Here is a 16,936-nt window from a genome sequence, read left to right as displayed (position 1 = left end):
GTGCTGACCCGCAGACTCCGTCGTCCGGGTCGGTACGGAGCCCGTGCCGGACCCTGTCCGCGGCTGGTCGGCTGGTCCTCGAGCACGGGGAAGCCGGCTCGCGACCTCCGAGGACAGGACATGATCATGTGGACGCCGTTGATCACCCTCATCGCGCTGGTACTGCTCACCGCCGCCGGCGCCGCCGCCGCGGTCGCGCTCACGACCACCGACCACCAGCGCGCCGCACGGGCGCTGACCCTGCTCAAGATCTTGCTCGGTGCCCTTCTCAGCAGCAGCGGCGTGCTCGCCGCGGTGCTCCGCCTGCACCAGGCCGGCCTGCTGTGACACCGCGCCCGGACGGCATTGCGCCGAGAGTGCACGAGGTCGTGACGGCTGACCCGCCGAAGGTCGGGATGTTCCGGACGATGTGACACAAAGCCATCGCGGTGAACAGTTTCGCAGTGGTGTGGTCATCTGGTGGCTTCTTCACTGTCATGGTGGCGTCGCCGGCGCTGCGCATGGTGAAGGCGACCAAGCAAAGCCGGGCCCTGGGGGCTCGCTGTCGTTCTGGAAAGGACTCGGATGAGCCGCATCGTTGTTCGTGCCTGCGTGACCGCCGCCGCGGTCACCGTCGGCCTGGCCGGTATCCCTGCCTACGCCGCCGGAACCATGGCTGCGGGCCCGCTGTCGACGACGGCGTCGTGCTTTCAGGTCTACCTGCCGTTGCCGGACCCGGCCTGCACACCGGGGGCGAAGAACCCGGACGTGACCCAGTCGACGATCGGCTCGACGATCTGTGTGTCCGGCTGGACGGCCACGATCCGCCCGTCGACGAGCTACACCAACGGGTTGAAGCAGCAGGGCATCATCGATTACGGCTACAGCGACACGAGCATGTCTGACTACGAGGAGGACCACTTCCTTCCGCTGGAGCTCGGCGGGGCTCCGAAGGACCCGCGCAACCTCTGGCCGGAGCCGCACGCGGGCAGCCCGAACTCCTACAGCAAGGACTCGGTGGAGAACGCCGTGAAGAAGGCTGTCTGCGCCCACCAGGTCACCCTGTCCGCCGCGCAGACGGCGATGCTGAACAACTGGACCACCGCCAAGTCCGTGCTCGGGATCGGCTGACCGAACCCGAGTCCCCGCCGAGCAGCTGGTCCTGCCGCGAGCTGGTCAGGATGCGATCGATGTCGCTGCCGTGCAGTCCGGCGATGCCCAGGCGACCAGGCGACGGTGGACGAGGCCTGAATTCGTGTCATCGTCGCGTCGTCGCAGGCATCGCGCGACGATGCAGTGGTGACGGAACGAGGGGACTCCACGCCAACCCATCCAGTAACCACCGAGACCTCCGGCCTGCCGGAGTCGGGCGTGCCATCGACACGGCCGGTGCTACACCCGATTCCGCGCTGGGTGATCGCGGCCGGCGTTCCAGTGATGCTCGCTGTCGCGGGTGGAGCGGCATGGCTGCTGCTGGGCCGCGGCGCGACGACGGGCCAGTTGGACGCGTTGCGGACCGCCGGAGCGCTCGGTATCGGGCTCGGCGGGTTGGTCGGGCTGTGGCTGGCGGTCCGCCGGCAGCGCTCCGCCGAGCTGGACCTGTTGCATAAGTATGAGACCCACCAGTTGGCCGTGCGTGTGGCGGCACAGAACCAGGCCGTCGCTGACCGCGCCGCAGCGCACGCCGAGCACGACGCGCACGAACGACGGCTCACCGAGCTGTACCTGAAAGCCGTCGAGCAACTCGGCTCCGACAAAGCCGCAGTTCGCCATGGCGGTCTCTACGCTCTGGAACGGGTCGCGCAGAACAACCCTGACCAGCGGCAGACCATCGTCGACGTGATCTGCGCTTACCTTCGTACACCCCATGCGCTGCCGGGCGCATCAGGCTCCCCTCGACTAGGCGTACGGCGCCCGCTAATGACTTCCACCTCAGCGAGAACAACCGTTGCGCAGCAGAAACTCGACAGCGCATCCGGAACGCTCACCCGGGCCCAGGCCGACAGTGAAGCCCGGCAAGAACGCGAGGTCCGGCTGACTGCGCAACGACTTCTCTGCCGCCACCTGCGTCCCGGGCACGGAGAGCACCCGGATGCCAGCTTCTGGGATGGCATCAACCTCGACCTCAACGGCGCTGTCCTTTACGTCTTCGACTTCAGGCACTGTGCGGTCAACGAGGCGTGGTTCATCGGTGCAAGGTTCGTCGAGAATGCCAACTTCGAAGATGCGAAGTTTTCCGGGAATGCGTGGTTCATAGATTCGAAGTTCGCGAATAAGGCATATTTCAAGGCTGTTGAATTCGCGGGAATTGCCGCCTTCGATGATGTGGAGGTGGCCGGATATGCCCAATTTAGTTATGCAAAGTTCGACGCGGACGCAGGCTTTCGTGAAGTGAAATTTTCTGGAAACACATCGTTTGCCGGTGCGAAATTCAGTGGAGGCACTGGATTTACTGGGGCAAGGTTCGCTGGTGGAATTAGTTTTAACGGCGCAAGATTTGCGGGAGATGTCTACATGGACGAGGTAGAGTTCGCTTGCGAAGCCTTTTTTGGTGATGTGACATTCGGCGACTTGGTCAGAATCGATGAAACAACATTCGCGCGGGGAGTTCCACCCGGTGTAGCGCCGTTCGCCGACCAGGGCACCGGGAGCGAAACCCAGTTGAATTTGCATGGTCACAGCGATCGCAGCGGCGACATGCCGGACTAACTCATCCAGATGCCGACGCCGTCCTCGACATGCGTCCAGATACCCGCGGCGCTGCAGAACTACTTCCGGTCCCGGGGGTGGGTGCTCGACCAGCACGGCCGACCACGCACCCCCACCACGCGCAGCTGCTGGCCGACCAGCGGATCGGGCTGCCGACCGAGTTGGGTTTCGCCTGGTGGCTCGGCGAGACCGCAGTCGTCGACGCCGTGGTCACCGCGGCAGGGGCAGTGCTGCTGACCACCCGCGACGCCGACCGCGGCCGGATCCCGTGCTTGACCGGCGGCTACGCGATCCCGGCCGACGAAGGCCGCAGCCCGGCGCAGTGGCGCGCCGGAGACCGGACGGTCACACGCGCGGCATTTTCACCACCGCGGCCCGCAAGGTGTGCGAGGAGACCGGGGTGCGTGTGCCCGTCGACGCGCGGATGCGAATCGTGCGCACGATCCGGCCGATCAGCAGCCCGCACATCCTGCACGCCTGGACCTGCACCTTCACCGTGCACATCGACCTCGGGCGAAGCGAGCGACCGGCCCTGCCGGAGGACGCCGGCGGCTGCTGGGTCGGCGTCGACGAGCTGCACGGGGATGTGCGGCATCGGCTCTGGCCGGATCATCAGCGGGGACTGCTCGCAGCCATCACGTAGTCGCAAGATTCCTCCGCGCATCGCGACGCAGAGGAAGAGAGTTCAAGGGCACAGCGAGTTCGACGAGCACGCTGTCAGCGATCTGTGACGCTGTGTTGGCTGTGGGGCTGCGGCGGGACCGTAGTTCGTAGCGACGGAGCGTGGCCGCGCGATTGTTCTCGTATGACGAGGTGGGATAGCCGTCGCGCGGTGCCGCGGCAGGCCGGTGGAATGATGGCGTTGGGTGGGCTGTCGTTGCTGGCGGCGGTGTCGGTGCTGCTGGGGTGGCCGGACTGGGCGGCGCTGGGGCGATGGGCCCGGCCGCACGCGGTAGCGCTGGTGCTGCTGGCAGTCGCGGTGGCGTGCGTTGCCGTGGGGACCCGGTTGTTGCGGGGCGGCCGGGCGCCGTCGGCGCGGATGCCGGTGATGAGCTGGTGGTTCGTGGCCGGCGCGGCCATCGTCGTCATCGTGGTGGCGTGGGGTGCGACGAGCTGGCTGCTGGGCGAGGCCTCGGCGGCGAAGGACGTCGGGGCTGCCCGGGTGGATGCGATCAAGACCGGGCTTGGGATCGGCGCGGGCACCACGGGCATCTTCGCGTTGCTGCTTGCCGTGCGGCGGCAGTGGCACAGCGAGGTCGACGCGACCGAGAAGAACCTCACCGAGCTCTACACCAAGGCCGCCGACCAGCTCGGCTCGGAGCAGGCCCCGGTTCGCATGGCCGGGCTCTACGCGCTGGAACGCCTCGCCCACGGCAACCCCGGCCAGCGCCAGAGCATCGTCAACGTCATCTGCGCCTACCTGCGCATGCCCTACACCTTGCCCGACGATCAGCCACCCGAGGCTGACACCGACGAAGCTCGCGTGCTCCTCGCCGAACACCGGGAACGGACCCAAGAACGCGAAGTCCGCCTCGCCGCCCAGCGCATCCTCACCGACCATCTCAACCCAAACCGTCCCGAGGCCTTCTGGGCGGACATCGATCTCGACCTCTCCAACGCCCATCTGATCGACTTCACCCTCGATAACGCACGGACAGGGAAAGCCCGATTCGACCGCGCGACCTTCTCCGGCTCAGCTTCGTTCAGCGAGGCGACCTTCTCCGACATCGCCACGTTCGACCGCGCGACCTTTTCCGGCGTTGCCAGGTTTGAACGCGCGACCTTCTGCAGCGCTGCCTGGTTCACTCGCGCGACCTTCTCCGCCGCCTTATTCAACCGCGCGACCTTCTCCGAGACCGCCTGGTTCGACTATGCGACCTTTTCCAGCGCCGCCTCCTTCGCCCGCGCGACCTTCTCCGATGCCACCTGGTTCGACTATGTGACTTTCTCCGGCACCGCCGGGTTCGGCGGCGTGACCTTCGATGGCATCACTTCATTCGAACGCACGACGAGCGAGGGCGCGCCGTTCAACCCTGTCCCCATCGAGGCGTCACAGTCTTGAGGCCATCGGTTCAAGACGGGCCGCTCGGACGCCGCGTCAGCCCAGATAGCCGCTGATCAGCGTGTCCAGGACGGCGGCAGCCTCAGGGAGGAAGACTGCCGCCGGTCCCAAGGCCCACAACGGGTGCCGCGCTGCCGATGTCGCCCCGGCGGCCAGCGTGTCGGTGTTGGCACGCAGCACCTGCCCCAGAGCAGCGTCTCGTTCGGGGTCCGGCCAGATGCCCAGCAGCGCGTCCGCCGCCGCACTCGCCAAAGCCGCAAACCGTGTGGCGGGCAGAGCGTCGCGGGTGGCGCGCTGCACCAACGCATGCACCCGCACCGTCCGCGTGCCCGAGCACGGGTCTTCGGTGATCAGGTTCAACCGGTGGAGGCATCCCAGCCCATCACGGGCCTGCTCGGCGTCGACCTCTAGTCCCGTGTGGCGCGCGAGAAGGCCGGTGATGGCGGGGGTCATGAACAGGGCGGCGGGCCGGCGCGAATACGCCTGGCGCGCCATCGTCCGTGACACCGTGCAGGTCCCCAATCCGAACGGCACAGCCGAACCGCTGGCCGAGCACGACCCGATGACCCTGCTGGGAGGCGACGCGTGTTCCTGACCAAGATGCAGCTCAACCCGCGCCGGCGCGGCGCGCAAAAACTTCTCGCCTCACCCCAGGCCATGCACGCAGCCGTGCTCGCCGGCTTCCCCGACGCCCGCCCCGCCGAAGACGGGCGCGTCCTGTGGCGTGTGGACACCTACGCCACCCACCGCGTCCTGCTGTTCATCGTCAGCCCCGACAAACCCGACCTGCAGCACCTCGTCGAACAGGCCGGCTGGCCCACCACTCACGCCTGGCAGACCGCCGCCTACGACGGTCTCCTCGGCAGCCTCCGCGCTGGCCAGCAGTGGCAATTCCGGCTGACGGCCAACCCGGTCCGGTCCGGACGTCGTAAGGGATGGGAGTCCACCAAACCCCTCGGCCACGTCACCGTCGCCCAGCAACAGCAGTGGCTACTCGACCGGGCCCGCAGCGACGCCGGTCGGCAGGAGCGCCGCGACGCAAGCGATGATCGAGTTCCACCGGCGCATCGCGGCGGGCAGCCGGCCGGCGAGCGCACTTGCCCGGGTCACTACGCAGGACCCGTACCGGCGACCGTTCGTGTGCGTGGGCTCCAGCTGATCAGTTTCTGCAACGCAAGCCGAGCAAGCAGAGCAGGCAGAGTGCGCCGACGAGCAGCTGGGCATAGCGCCCGGTGACGGCGAGCACTCACTGCGGAGTCATGGCGCGTGTGAGCGCTTCCTAGGACTGTTGATCTGGGCTCCTTTGTGTCTGCCTGAGGAGTGGAGGTGCCACAGGATGCGAACGGCAGGATTTGCCCGCAATCGGTCAGCCTCGCTGACTCCAGTATCAACTGGACTCGGTAACAGCTGAGCTACTGATTCGCGAGTCCGGCGGCGACCCTCATAACGTTTAGCTGCCCTGGTGCGATTGGTCGTTTGGGCCAGAGGAGGTGTCGTGGGCAGGGACAGGCTTCGACCACAGAGTCAAAGACTCGTTGTCGCTGTGCTAGCTGCATTGCTACTTGGTGCTGGTGGGCTGGCCACGCTCCAGAAATGGCAGGGCGCTGCATGGTGGATTGGCGGTGGGGCCGCGGGACTGGCTGTAACCGTCGGTGGTGTAGGTCCCCTGTGGCAGCGTTGGCGGGAGCAGCGGGCAGCCGAGCTGGCGCTCGTTCATCGCAGCCTGAACGCAGTGGGCAAAGTTGTGGCCGACGTGAGCCTGGAAGAGTTGCGTGTCCACGCGGCCGTGGTCGATATCCCGTACGTCTCGAGAGCAGTCAAGGAGCGTGAGGTCGGCGATCATCTGCGCGCGCGTCGGCCGGTCCTGATCGTGGGGCCCTCCATGGTTGGCAAGACCCGCCTGGCGGCCGCCACGATTGGACGGACCTTGCGAGACAAGCTGCTCTTGTTACCGGATTCCCCGAGCGCCCTCGGTGACCTCGAAAAAGCTGAAATCATTCCACGACAACATGTCATCTGGCTTGACGACCTCGAGAGGTTTCTCGTCGGTGGCTGTGTCACCGCGGGCCTCGTTCAACGGTTCTGTGAGTCGAACTGGGTTGTGGCGACTTTGCGGGCACATGAGTGGGATCGATTCCAGCCCACGGACCAGTTGCGACCGCCCGAGTGGGACGTCCTGCGGCTCTTCAATCTGGTTCTACTTGACCGCGATCTAGATCGACCCACCGAAGAAGATCTGCGGCGCGCGATACCCGATGAAGATATTCGCGGACGAATCATTCGAATCGGAATCGGCGAGTATGTGGGTGCTGCTCAGCATGTCCTTGACCAGCTTGCTGTGGGTAAGAACGCAAGTCCTCTCGGCTATGCCCTGGTTGTAGGTGCCGCGGATTGGTCGCTCATGGGTATCACCCGACCGGTCCCCAGGGCGCTGCTCCGGAGGCTTGCGGCGTTGCGGTTGTCTGGTCGACGGCGATCTGAGCTCGACGACGAGAAAAAGTACAGCGCTGCCCTCGAATGGGCGACTCGTGAAATCAACCCGACCGTTTCGTTGCTGGAACCCGTTGGTGGCGCCGCTTTCCGTGTTTACGATTTGGCGCTTGAGCAGCTCGCGGCTGCCGGTAGGTCTGTCCCAATTGCTGCATGGAAAATTGCAGTCGATGTAGCGGCGGTTAGTGAGCTAACTTCTATTGGGTACCAAGCTTTAGTACTCCACGACCTCCCTGAGGTCGCCGAACTTGCTTGGCGCAAAGCTGCTGAAGCAGGGAACTGTGACGCAATGAACAACCTTGGTCTACTTTTGCAGAATAAGCTTGAGTTGACTGAGGCCGAGTGCTGGTACCGTCAAGCCGTCGAAATTGGCAACGTCGAGGCAATGAATAACTTGGCTGCATTGTTGCAGAAGCGAGGCGGCTCGATCGAGGCGGAACATTGGTACCTCCAAGCTGCTGAGGCCGGGCTCAGTGGGGCGATGTCTAACCTTGGAGCGCTACTGCAGAAGCAACAAAAATTCACCGAGGCGGAGCGCTGGTATGGCCAGGCGGCCAGGGCTGGTCATCCAAGTGCAATGAACTTCTTGGGTGTGTTATTGCAGAATCGAGGAAAAATAGCCGAGGCGGATCTTTGGTACCGTCAAGCGGCCGAGATTGGTCATCCGGTGGCGATGAAAAACCTCGGCTTTTTGCTGCAGAGTTGCGGCGATTCGACTGGGGCTGACTTCTGGTATCAAAAGGCGGCAAATGCTACTCTTGCAGGCGCCATGCTGAACCTGGGTGCGTTGTTGCAAAAGTGTGGCGAGCAGGTCGAGGCGGAGGGGTGGTTCCGCCGTGCTGCCGCGATTGGAAATGTGGACGCAATGAACAATCTTGGGACGCTATTGCAGAAGCGGGGCCAGTTGACGGAGTCGGAGCGCTGGTATCGTGAGGCGTCGAAGGCTGGTCATCCAAGTGCGATGGCAAATCTAGGTGGACTGTTAAATAAACGCCACGAGCCGATTGGAAGTGGACCTTGTGACTGAAGGGCGTGCGGGTCGGGCACAGTCAGGTCGGCGAGCACGGCCCGGCGGCAGGTCCCGCACGGCAGCAGTCCGGCCGCCGCGAACAGCGTCGCGCCGCGGCGCAGCTGCAGGACGCCGAGACCGGCCGGGACCGCTGGCGCGACGACAACTTCGAGGCGGGTCCCGTCGTGCTCTGCAGCGGGGACCTGCGCCTGGCAGTGGACGTCGACCAACGCCCAGCTCGTCCGGGACGCGCGCAGGGCCTCGCAGGCCAGACAGGTGCGTTGCAGCACGCCGAGGGCGTGGCAGGCGCCGGTGACCGCGCCGGCCACGCTCAGGTCGTGCCCGGCCGGGCAGCGGTAGCGCAGCTGCTCGAGATTCGGGCGCAGCGGCGGCTCGAGCGTGAGACCGGTGACGTTGTCGAACGCGAGTTCGAGTATGCGCTAGGCTGTTTGTGGTGGCGAGGCCCGTGGGGAAGACGGGCCTTGCCACCGACTTCGGTTGCGACGTCCTGCCGGCTTTGCGTCGGGGTGTCGCCGACATCGGCCGCCGGTGACACCGCGGCCGGATCGTGCGTGGCATGAGCTCTTTCTTCTTCGGCCGTTGCGGCGGCATTGTCACCGTATGGCGCCGGAATATCACCGGGAGTTGCTGTCGCCGTGGAGGTCATGGACGCCGCCCCGGAGCCGAGCTTGTTGCCTGAGCTGTCCCCGATCGCGCGGCCCGGGGGCGGGCTGGGCGTGTTCCGGCGCCGCACCCGCCACGCCCGCCCCGCCGGCGTTGCGGAGCCGGCGGTCTGGGCCGCCGCGCACCCCGGTGCTCGGGGCCGTGCACCGTTCACGAGGTCAACGACCAGTGGCTGCCTGCCCGCGGAGCCGCGATCGGCGGCTGGGACTTCCAGGACCGGCTGCAGGTCACCGATGAAGAGATCACCTGCGGTCGCTGCCTCGAGGGCGCGGCCCGCCGCACGCCTTCGCCGGGGCAGCTGGAGCTGATCGCGTTGCCCGACCTCGCCCGGCTCCGCAGGGGAACCCGTTCACCGCGCTGATCCCGGACATGAGGATGGCCGTGAGTGTCGCGGTAGAGCCGCAGCGACCCTTCGTGCCCGGCTGTTTCCAGCAGTGGGACGACAGGCTCGGCGACCGCGGCGACGACGACGCGCGAGCAGGCAGTGCCGCCGGCGGAGAGCCTGGCCGGGCTGGCGGCTCGACGTTGGTGGTTGTCGAGGTCTCTGCTGTGACGTCCAGCAAGTCAGGTCGCTGTGCTCTGGCATAGGTTCAGCCCGACCGTCACCGCCGACGCCGCGAAGCTCCATTGCCCGGGGTGGACCTGGCGGCGCACCCCGCTGACGCTGCTCGAGGTCCGTGATCTGGCCCGGCGCTGCGTGCTAGCCGCGGCTGACTGCACTGTGCCGGCTGCCATCAGCGCGAGAGCTCAGCTCATAGTCGCATGCGATTGTGCAGCCGAGGGCCCAAGCCAGGCGGTTGCAAGGTCATCGTCAAGGTCGCGGTGCGATGGTCGTAAGCAATTAGAAGCTGCAAGGCGCGGTAAGTTCTTGCTGGCTCATCGCTGAGTGAGGGCGTCTCAACGAGAGGGGCAAGGGTCGATTTAACCGCCGCCTCGGAGGCGTCGAGGTCTTCGAGCCATGTTTTGACTGCTCGGTGCACGTGATCTTCTCTGACCGAGATCGAGTAAGGATGCGTCGGTGGATTGGTCGACCCGCGCCGTATGCAGCGGTAGTAGCGGTGCGGGCCTGTTGTTGAGCTGACCATCTTTCGATCGCAGGCGGCGCATCGGATGAGTCCTTGAAACAGGTACGTGTGGCGTGTACGGCGCCCGTGGCGGTCAGCTTTGCTTCGGCCTGTGAGGGTCTTTGCCCGCCGGAGGAGCTGCACCTGGGTGAACTGCTGGACTGTGATGATCGGTGCATGTGCCGGCATGCGGGAGCGGACCACTCGGTCGGGTGGTGCTCGCCGGAAGCGGACGGCGTGGCCGGCTGATACGTCATCAGGGTCGAGGAGGACTTCTGTTTTGGTCCAGCGACCGAAGACCGCGTAGCCGGTGTATCGGGGGTTTTCGAGGATCGAGCGGATGGTGCTTGCGAGCCAGCCGTCGCCGCGGCGGTGCGGGTTTTGTTCGGGGTGGCGTGCGGAGGGGCAGGGGATGTGGTCGTGGTCGAGTCCGGTGGCGATGGCGTGGTCGCCGAGGCCGCGGAGGTAGTCGGCGAAGATGCGGCGGACGATGTCGGCTGCTTCGTCGTCGATGTGGAGGATGCGGAGTTGGAGGCCGTCGGCGGCTTTGCGCGGGTGGGGGTGGGGTCCGCCGTCGACGACGACGTAGCCGTACGGGGCTCGTCCGCCTTCGTGGCGCCCTTCGCTGATGACTTGGGCGTCCATGGAGGCGCGGACGCGGGCTTGGACGTGTTGGCGTTCGGATTCGCTGATGCCGCCGAGGAGGCTCATCAGCATGGTGTGGGAGGGGTTGCGGGGCTGATAGCAGCCGCCGAGCTCGGGAACCCACAGCTGGACGTTGTAGGCGGCCATGCGTGGTGCAGTGAGGGAGAATTGGTTGCCGAACCAGCACCGGGTGCCTTCGCCGACGACGACCGCCGTCCACCGGCGCGTCGTGGCCCTGAGCCCGTCGAGGAGGCGACCGGCCTCCGGTCGGCGATGCCAGGGAACCGAGCGGGACTGGCCGATGTCGAAGTACTCCTCGACGACCTGGCCGCCGAGCGGCTCCACGAACCGGCACGCGTTGCGCAACTGCCAGCTACGAGATGTGGCTGGGTCTTGTTGGTCCTCGGTCGAGCACCTGCCGTAGAAGGCGAACGATTGCGCGTTCGTCTCGGCGGCTGAGGCGGGGGCACTCCCCCATAGGGCGTCGAGCTCAGCCCAGGGATCAGCCGGGGCGTCCACGACGTCGCCTCCGAACTCGAGCAACTATGACTTTCCCCGCCACAATCATCAGGGTCGGTGATGCTAGATCTGCTGGCCAGGGAGGTACCTCGTTCGAGGCGGTAAGCGGTCGAGCCGCCACGTTTTTCTGTCAATATCAGCGCTGAGTTCAACTCGCTACCGATTGCAGCCGGCAGGGGGAAGCTAGATCAGGGGCCGGAGCGTCCCGGGTTGGCGGGATGCGCGACGTCGTGCTTGATGTGCTGGGCAAGGCGCCTGATCTGTCCGAGGATCTCGTCGGTGCTCGCGGCAAGGTCGAGGTGTCGCACGTGGATTCTGGTGCCGGCGCGGGGCAGGTTGTGGATGCTGCCGGTCGGTGGGCCGTCGGCGTAGATGAGTGTTGCGTCGGGCAGTCCGGTGGCGGTTGCGTAGGCGAGGGTTTGGTAGAGGTGCTGGGCGTCTCCGGTGCCGGTGTCCATGCGGTATTTGAGTTCGCCGACGAACCGGCAGCGGCCGTTGACCCATAGGCTCAGGTCGGGCTGGACGTGCAGTTTCCGTTGTCCGCAGCTCCGGAGGTGGGGGTAGGTCGTCGTCTCGCGGGCTCGCCGCCGGCCAGTGACAGTGCGCGCTCATGTCGTAATGCAGCTCGGGGCGACGTGTCACGTCTCCACTTGCTCCGAACGAGTGAACTTGAAGTTTCAATTTATTACCCTAGGTAACGATAGTGAGTCAGTCGCTCACTGTGGTCACCAGCGGAAATGATCGTGAACATCGTCGGCTGAGTTCTTTTCGTGACCGGAAGCGGCTTTCGGGCACTGTTACGCGCTGGATGCGGATGTCGACGGATGCCACAGAGCGTGACGCGTTCCCCGCTGGGAGTCACGGCCGGTACCGAGGCCGATGTCGCCATCCCACCGACCCTCCCCCTGCAGGCCTTCCCCGTGGTCGATGTCTCGGCCCAGCAGTTGGGACAGCAGGAACACGGCACCAGCATGGTGCAGGGAAGCATCCGCTTCTGACAGCGCTTTGCTCAGAACCGAGTCGGGTGGGCTGACGGATCCGCCAGGGGTATGCGTCCCGCCGCCGCGATGGACTCGTGCTTGCGGGAGCGACCTATGTGGAGCGCACAAGGGCCATCGGGACCGACGGCTGGGGCGATCCGCGGTGGGCTCTGGTTTGAACCGGGCCACGGACCTGGGCCACCGGAACGCGGACCGAAGGCCCTCTGCCTGATGACTTGCCGACAGTCTGCTCTCTGGTTACCGACGTGGCCAGAGCCGATCGCCTCTATCCGAGGCCGTCACACGTTCGGGTGGTGAGGTCGGCTGGACGACGGGGATCCGACATCACAAGCTGCTCACGATGGTGATTGCAGGGGGAGGACGGTCTCGAGGCCTAGGGGCGAGTTTGCGGCGGGCGGAGACCGAGACGGTGATCCGTAGGGTGCGGCCTTCTACCTGGCAGAGGCGTGCCAAAGTCAACAGAGCGGCTGTGGCTTCGAGGCTGAGCTGCGTGACGCAGGAAAGGTCGGCGACGATCGCGGCGCCAGGCGGCGCGCTTGCCGCCGACGCGATGAGCTGCTGGGCCTGCGGCTTGATGGTTCTTCAAAGCAGCAAGGTCAGGGAACGGAATGCTGAGAATGCGGCGTGTCGCGGTGAGCAACGTCCTGCCAAGCGCAGGTAAGGCGGGGCGCGGTCGATATTCCGCCGTTCGGATCAGCGTGCCAGCTCCTACGCGCTAGGCGCGGTGAGAAATACTGGTCCGGTGAGTCACCGCAACGAGGTGTCGCCCGACAACGGCACGGTAAACCAGGTGGTCGGCGGCGTGTCCGGGACTTTGATTCAAACGGGCGTCGTCAACGGCGACGTGCACGTTCACCAGCAGCCCAAGCCTGCGGTGTCGCTGCCGTACCGTGCGGGCGTCGCTCCGCAGCAGGCGGCAGCGTTCCAGGAACGTGCGAGGACGACCCGCATGCTGGTGGAAGCGTTAGAGGGCGACGGGAACGCCGCGGTTCTGACTGTTCAGCCTCGGATGCACACTGGCGTGGTTTCAGGGCTGGGCGGGGTCGGCAAGACACAGGTCGCGCTGCACTACTCCCAGCAGGTCTGGGCCGCCGGCGAGGTTGATGTCTGGGTGTGGGTGACGGCGGGGTCGCGGGAGGCGATTGTGTCCACATACGCCCGCGTGGCTGCCGATCTGATCGGCCTTGATGACACTGACCTGGAGAACTGTGCGCGGCGGCTGCTGGAATGGCTGGCCGTCGCGTCCGCTCGATGGCTAATTGTTCTCGATGACGTGCAGAATCCGGCCGATCTGCGGGGACTCTGGCCACCGGCGGCTCCCGGCGGTCGGGTGGTGGTGACGACCCGGCGCCGAGACGCCGCGCTGCGCGGACACGGCCGCCGCCTGGTCGAGGTCGACGTCTTCACTCCAGAAGAGGCTGTGGCGTACCTGCGGACCGCACTGGCCGACCAGCCGCGACTGACCGAGGGCGTCGCCGAGCTGGCGGTAGTGCTGGGGTGTCTGCCGTTGGCACTGGCGCAAGCCGCCGCGTACATGCTGGACCGTGGCCTGTCCTGCGCCGACTACCGCACCCGCTGGTTCAGTCGGCGGCGGAGCCTTGCCTCATTGCTGCCCGAGCCGGACGGGCTGCCCGATGAGCACCGCGCGACCGTGGCCACGACCTGGTCGTTGTCGGTGGAGCAGGCCAACCAGCTGGAACCGGCGGGGATCGCTGGTGCCTTGCTCGAGGTGGCCAGCATCCTGGACCCCAATGGCATCCCCGTCGCGCTGTTCACAGCTCCATCGGTCACCGGCCTGCTCGCGGGCCGGACTGAATGTGAGGTGGACGCGGAGCAGGCTTGGGACGGGCTGGGGTGCCTACACCGGCTGAATCTGATCACTCTGGACCCGAGATCGGACATTCGGATGGTGCGGGTGCACGCGTTGGTGCAGCGTGCTACCCGAGATGCTCTGCCCGCACCAAGGCTCAAAACGGCGGTGCACGCGGCGGCGGACGCTCTCTGGCACATTTGGCCGAACCCGGAACCCGACATTGCGCTGGAGCAGGTGCTGCGCGGGAACACCGATGCCATGGCTGAAGCGGCCGGCCAGCATCTGTGGGAGCACGATAAGCACTTAGTGCTGTTTCTCGCGGGAAACAGCCTCGGCGACAGGGGACTGGCCGCCGAGGCCAGGGACTACTTTCGCCAGCTGCACACCACCGCCATAACGATGCTGGGTCCGGACCATCCCGACACCTTGGCCGCCCGCGGTAATCTTGCCATCCGGCGGGGTGAGGTGGGTGATCCGGCTGGCGCGGTAGCCGCGTTTGAAGAGTTGCTTACCGATACGATGCGGGTGCTGGGCTCGGACCATCCCCGCACCCTGACGGTCCGCAGCAACCTCGCCCTTTGGCGGGGCCATGCAGGTGATCCGGCTGGTGCGATGGCCGCGTTTGAGCAGTTGCTCACCGATCGGGTGCGGGTATTGGGCCCCGACCATCCCCAGAGCCTGACCGCTCGCGGCCACCTCGCCGACTGGCGAGGTAAGTCGGGAGATGCGGCTGGCGCCGCGGCCGCATCTGAGCAGGTGCTCAACGACGTACTCCGGGTGCTGGGTCCCGACCATCCCCGCACTTTGGCCGCCCGTGGCAACCTCGCCTACTGGCGGAATGAGGCAGGTGATCCAGCTGGCGCCGCGGCCGCGGCCGAGCAGTTGCTTATCGACCAACTGCGGGTGTTAGGTCCCGACCACCGCGACACCCTGACCAATCGCGGCAACCTCGCCTACTGGCGGGGTGAAGCGGGCGGTCCGAGCGGTGCGATGGCCGCGTTCGAGCAGTTGCTCACCGACCGTATCCGGGCACTGGGCCCAGACCATCCCGACACCCTGACCACCCGTGGCCACCTCGCCGACTGGCGAGGTAAGTCGGGCGACACGACCGGCGCCGCGACCATGTTCGAGCAGTTGCTCGCCGATGTTCTGCGAGTGCTAGGTCCCGACCATCATGACACCCTGATCACACGTAGCAACCTCGCCGAGTGGCGGAGTGAGGCAGGTGATCCGGCCGGCGCAGCGGCCGCGTTCGAGCAGTTGCTCACTGACCGCGCCCGGGTGCTCGGCCCAGACCATCGCGACACCCTGATCACCCGCAGCAACCTTGCCTTCTGCCGGGGTCGGGCAGGTGATCCGGGCGGCGCAGCGGCCATGCTCGAGCAGTTGCTCACCGATGTTCTGCGGGTGCTAGGCCCGCACCATCCCGAAACCATGACGACGCGCAAACATCTCGCCTACTGGCGATACCAATTGTCCGGGCGATCGACGTCGTGAAAATCGGCGCAAGCGTCTCGTGAGCGGCCTCTCTCGTCGTCGCGGCACTCAATTCGCCAGTAGTGGCAAGGGCCCAGCGTTGAGTTCGACGAACAGGTCTCCTTGCTTTTCCTCCGCCGAGCCCGCTCCGGCGCCGTTGTAGGGTCTCGCGTCACGCGCCATCTCGATCTTGTCCGGGCGGGCTCTGACGACGGCGCACGGTCGGGCCGTGGTGGGAGAACTGCTGGGGTTGGCGGTCGCCTCTCGCGTCACTCCGGCCTGGGCACGACACCTAGGTGACCTGCCAATGATTGTGCTGATTGTCGGCGATGGCAACGGCTGGTGCCCGGTCTACCCTGTGTGGCTCGATCTGCAGCGATCTTTGGCCGCCAAGTCGACGCGATTTCGTGACCTGGTGCTGGACGGCACCGGTCATCACATGAATCACGATGTACCGGATCAGGTCGCGGCGGCGATCGTCGAACTGATCACCGAGGTTGGCGAGGCGACCGGTTCGATAGGCGACGAAACAGGCGATCCGTGGTGTTGATGGGGGAGGGGGAGTGGTCTTCGCCTCTGCAGCTTCACGGCCCGCGGCCGCCTGGCCGTGCTGCAACTGCATCCGATCGAGCTAAGCTGGAGGACGGACGCCGCGCAGACCGTGACCTCCTCCGGCCCGCCCCGCCCGTGGAAACGGCCAACCGCATCCTCCACCGCCTGCGCCTGCTGTCGGCCCCGTGCGGTACCCGAATCCTGGCTCGTGCCTCGTAAAGCAGGTAGGGCGCGTCGGATTTCCGCCGTTCTCGCCGCGGACACTCGGCTTGAGGTTGGCGCGGGCGGCCTAGCTAGCCTCTCGCCAGGCGAGGCCGACTCCCCGGCCAACGCGTTCGCGGTCGCCGGTTTCGCAGGCGTACCGAAAGAAACAACGTTGGCGGCCTGGGCAATGTCGCCGGCGGTCAGGGGCGCGCGGGGAGTTCGATCGGCGTGCTCAGCAGGAACACCGACACTGCATATCGCGTGCAATATGAAATTATCGAGCTCAAGCCTGCTACGCCCTCCTGGAATTCGCTCCAGGTTGGTGACGCGCCAAGATCAATCTCAAGTCGGAGAACGTTGTTGCGAGTTCCGGCTCTGAGGTACATTGTCATGAGTGTATCTGAGCACGTAGGCGCAGTTCTCCACGACCCTGGACGACGTGTCGCGCCAACTCAAGCTGCTAATTGGTGACAGCCCGGCTGCACGGTCGTTAGATGTCGAACTCACCGAAGGCTGTCCGCCGCGCCATCCCGCCACCGAGGCCATGCTCGAGCACTTCCGCTTCACGCACCTGCCGCCCGCGCTCCGGGAGCATTCCCGGCTGTTCGGTGAGCTGGTCGAGCACATCGCCGACAACGTCCCCGGCGGCCCGGAGAAGACTGCTGGCCTGCGGAAGTTGCTGGAGGCCAAGGACTGTGTCGTTCGGGCCGCGCTAACCGAGTGACAGCG

14 protein-coding genes are annotated in these 16,936 nt (G+C 66.0%); 11 read left to right on the top strand and 3 right to left on the bottom strand.

The features are described from left to right. Nucleotides 1–120 precede the first annotated feature (120 nt). The 5 genes from AB5J73_RS42165 to AB5J73_RS42145 all read left to right on the top strand — a co-directional run bounded on the left by AB5J73_RS42165 (nucleotide 121) and on the right by AB5J73_RS42145 (nucleotide 4,750). On the top strand, nucleotides 121–327 hold the full coding sequence (locus tag AB5J73_RS42165; RefSeq protein WP_370964724.1) for a hypothetical protein: 207 nt from the start codon (nucleotides 121–123) through the stop codon (nucleotides 325–327). Between the two features lie 264 nt (nucleotides 328–591). Continuing rightward, entirely contained in the window at nucleotides 592–1,110 is a 519-nt protein-coding gene (locus AB5J73_RS42160) for a hypothetical protein (RefSeq protein WP_370964722.1), read from the top strand. Between the two features lie 168 nt (nucleotides 1,111–1,278). Beyond that, complete coding sequence (locus tag AB5J73_RS42155) at nucleotides 1,279–2,688, top strand: pentapeptide repeat-containing protein (RefSeq protein WP_370964720.1); 1,410 nt, start codon at nucleotides 1,279–1,281, stop codon at nucleotides 2,686–2,688. 400 nt (nucleotides 2,689–3,088) lie between these two features. Continuing rightward, on the top strand, nucleotides 3,089–3,331 hold the full coding sequence (locus AB5J73_RS42150) for a hypothetical protein (RefSeq protein WP_370964718.1): 243 nt from the start codon (nucleotides 3,089–3,091) through the stop codon (nucleotides 3,329–3,331). A gap of 189 nt (nucleotides 3,332–3,520) precedes the next feature. Next, entirely contained in the window at nucleotides 3,521–4,750 is a 1,230-nt protein-coding gene (locus tag AB5J73_RS42145; protein WP_370964716.1) for a pentapeptide repeat-containing protein, read from the top strand. 36 nt (nucleotides 4,751–4,786) lie between these two features. Here the strand turns inward: AB5J73_RS42145 and AB5J73_RS42140 are convergent, their stop codons facing one another. Beyond that, complete coding sequence (locus tag AB5J73_RS42140) at nucleotides 4,787–5,245, bottom strand: hypothetical protein (RefSeq protein ID WP_370964714.1); 459 nt, start codon at nucleotides 5,243–5,245, stop codon at nucleotides 4,787–4,789. Nucleotides 5,246–5,335: 90 nt separating this feature from the next. On the opposite strand from AB5J73_RS42140, the gene AB5J73_RS42135 reads away from it, so the two are divergent. Next, nucleotides 5,336–5,986 (top strand): type I-E CRISPR-associated protein Cas6/Cse3/CasE, encoded by a 651-nt coding sequence (locus AB5J73_RS42135; RefSeq protein WP_370964712.1) that lies wholly within the window; start codon nucleotides 5,336–5,338, stop codon nucleotides 5,984–5,986. 496 nt (nucleotides 5,987–6,482) lie between these two features. Then, complete coding sequence (locus tag AB5J73_RS42130) at nucleotides 6,483–8,267, top strand: tetratricopeptide repeat protein (RefSeq protein ID WP_370964710.1); 1,785 nt, start codon at nucleotides 6,483–6,485, stop codon at nucleotides 8,265–8,267. 1,418 nt (nucleotides 8,268–9,685) lie between these two features. Here the strand turns inward: AB5J73_RS42130 and AB5J73_RS42125 are convergent. Both AB5J73_RS42125 and AB5J73_RS42120 read right to left on the bottom strand, forming a co-directional pair. After that, nucleotides 9,686–11,185, bottom strand: coding sequence for a recombinase family protein (locus AB5J73_RS42125; RefSeq protein ID WP_370964708.1), 1,500 nt, complete (start codon nucleotides 11,183–11,185; stop codon nucleotides 9,686–9,688). A 164-nt stretch (nucleotides 11,186–11,349) separates the two neighbouring features. Then, entirely contained in the window at nucleotides 11,350–11,619 is a 270-nt protein-coding gene (locus AB5J73_RS42120; protein ID WP_370964706.1) for a hypothetical protein, read from the bottom strand. A 378-nt stretch (nucleotides 11,620–11,997) separates the two neighbouring features. Between AB5J73_RS42120 and AB5J73_RS42115 the strand changes: the two genes are divergently transcribed. The 4 genes from AB5J73_RS42115 to AB5J73_RS42100 all read left to right on the top strand — a co-directional run bounded on the left by AB5J73_RS42115 (nucleotide 11,998) and on the right by AB5J73_RS42100 (nucleotide 16,931). Then, a complete protein-coding gene (locus tag AB5J73_RS42115; protein WP_370964704.1) occupies nucleotides 11,998–12,159 on the top strand; it encodes a hypothetical protein in 162 nt (53 codons plus the stop codon). Nucleotides 12,160–12,904: 745 nt separating this feature from the next. After that, nucleotides 12,905–15,472: a tetratricopeptide repeat protein gene (locus AB5J73_RS42110; protein ID WP_370964702.1), complete on the top strand. Its 2,568-nt coding sequence runs from the start codon at nucleotides 12,905–12,907 to the stop codon at nucleotides 15,470–15,472. 286 nt (nucleotides 15,473–15,758) lie between these two features. Beyond that, complete coding sequence (locus AB5J73_RS42105; protein WP_370964700.1) at nucleotides 15,759–16,001, top strand: hypothetical protein; 243 nt, start codon at nucleotides 15,759–15,761, stop codon at nucleotides 15,999–16,001. A gap of 645 nt (nucleotides 16,002–16,646) precedes the next feature. Then, on the top strand, nucleotides 16,647–16,931 hold the full coding sequence (locus tag AB5J73_RS42100; RefSeq protein WP_370964698.1) for a hypothetical protein: 285 nt from the start codon (nucleotides 16,647–16,649) through the stop codon (nucleotides 16,929–16,931). The last annotated feature ends 5 nt before the right edge of the window (nucleotides 16,932–16,936 follow it).

This window comes from Amycolatopsis sp. cg9, from assembly GCF_041346945.1.
Lineage (GTDB): Bacteria > Actinomycetota > Actinomycetes > Mycobacteriales > Pseudonocardiaceae > Amycolatopsis.
This window is presented reverse-complemented; position numbering and strand designations above follow the sequence as displayed.

Bases quoted from the DNA above. Each gene is read 5' to 3' on its own strand.
- AB5J73_RS42165 (WP_370964724.1), top strand. From the start codon at position 121: ATGATCATGTGGACGCCGTTGATCACCCTCATCGCGCTGGTACTGCTC.
- AB5J73_RS42140 (WP_370964714.1), bottom strand. From the start codon at position 5,245: ATGGCGCGCCAGGCGTATTCGCGCCGGCCCGCCGCCCTGTTCATGACC.
- AB5J73_RS42120 (WP_370964706.1), bottom strand. From the start codon at position 11,619: ATGGACACCGGCACCGGAGACGCCCAGCACCTCTACCAAACCCTCGCC.
- AB5J73_RS42105 (WP_370964700.1), top strand. From the start codon at position 15,759: ATGATTGTGCTGATTGTCGGCGATGGCAACGGCTGGTGCCCGGTCTAC.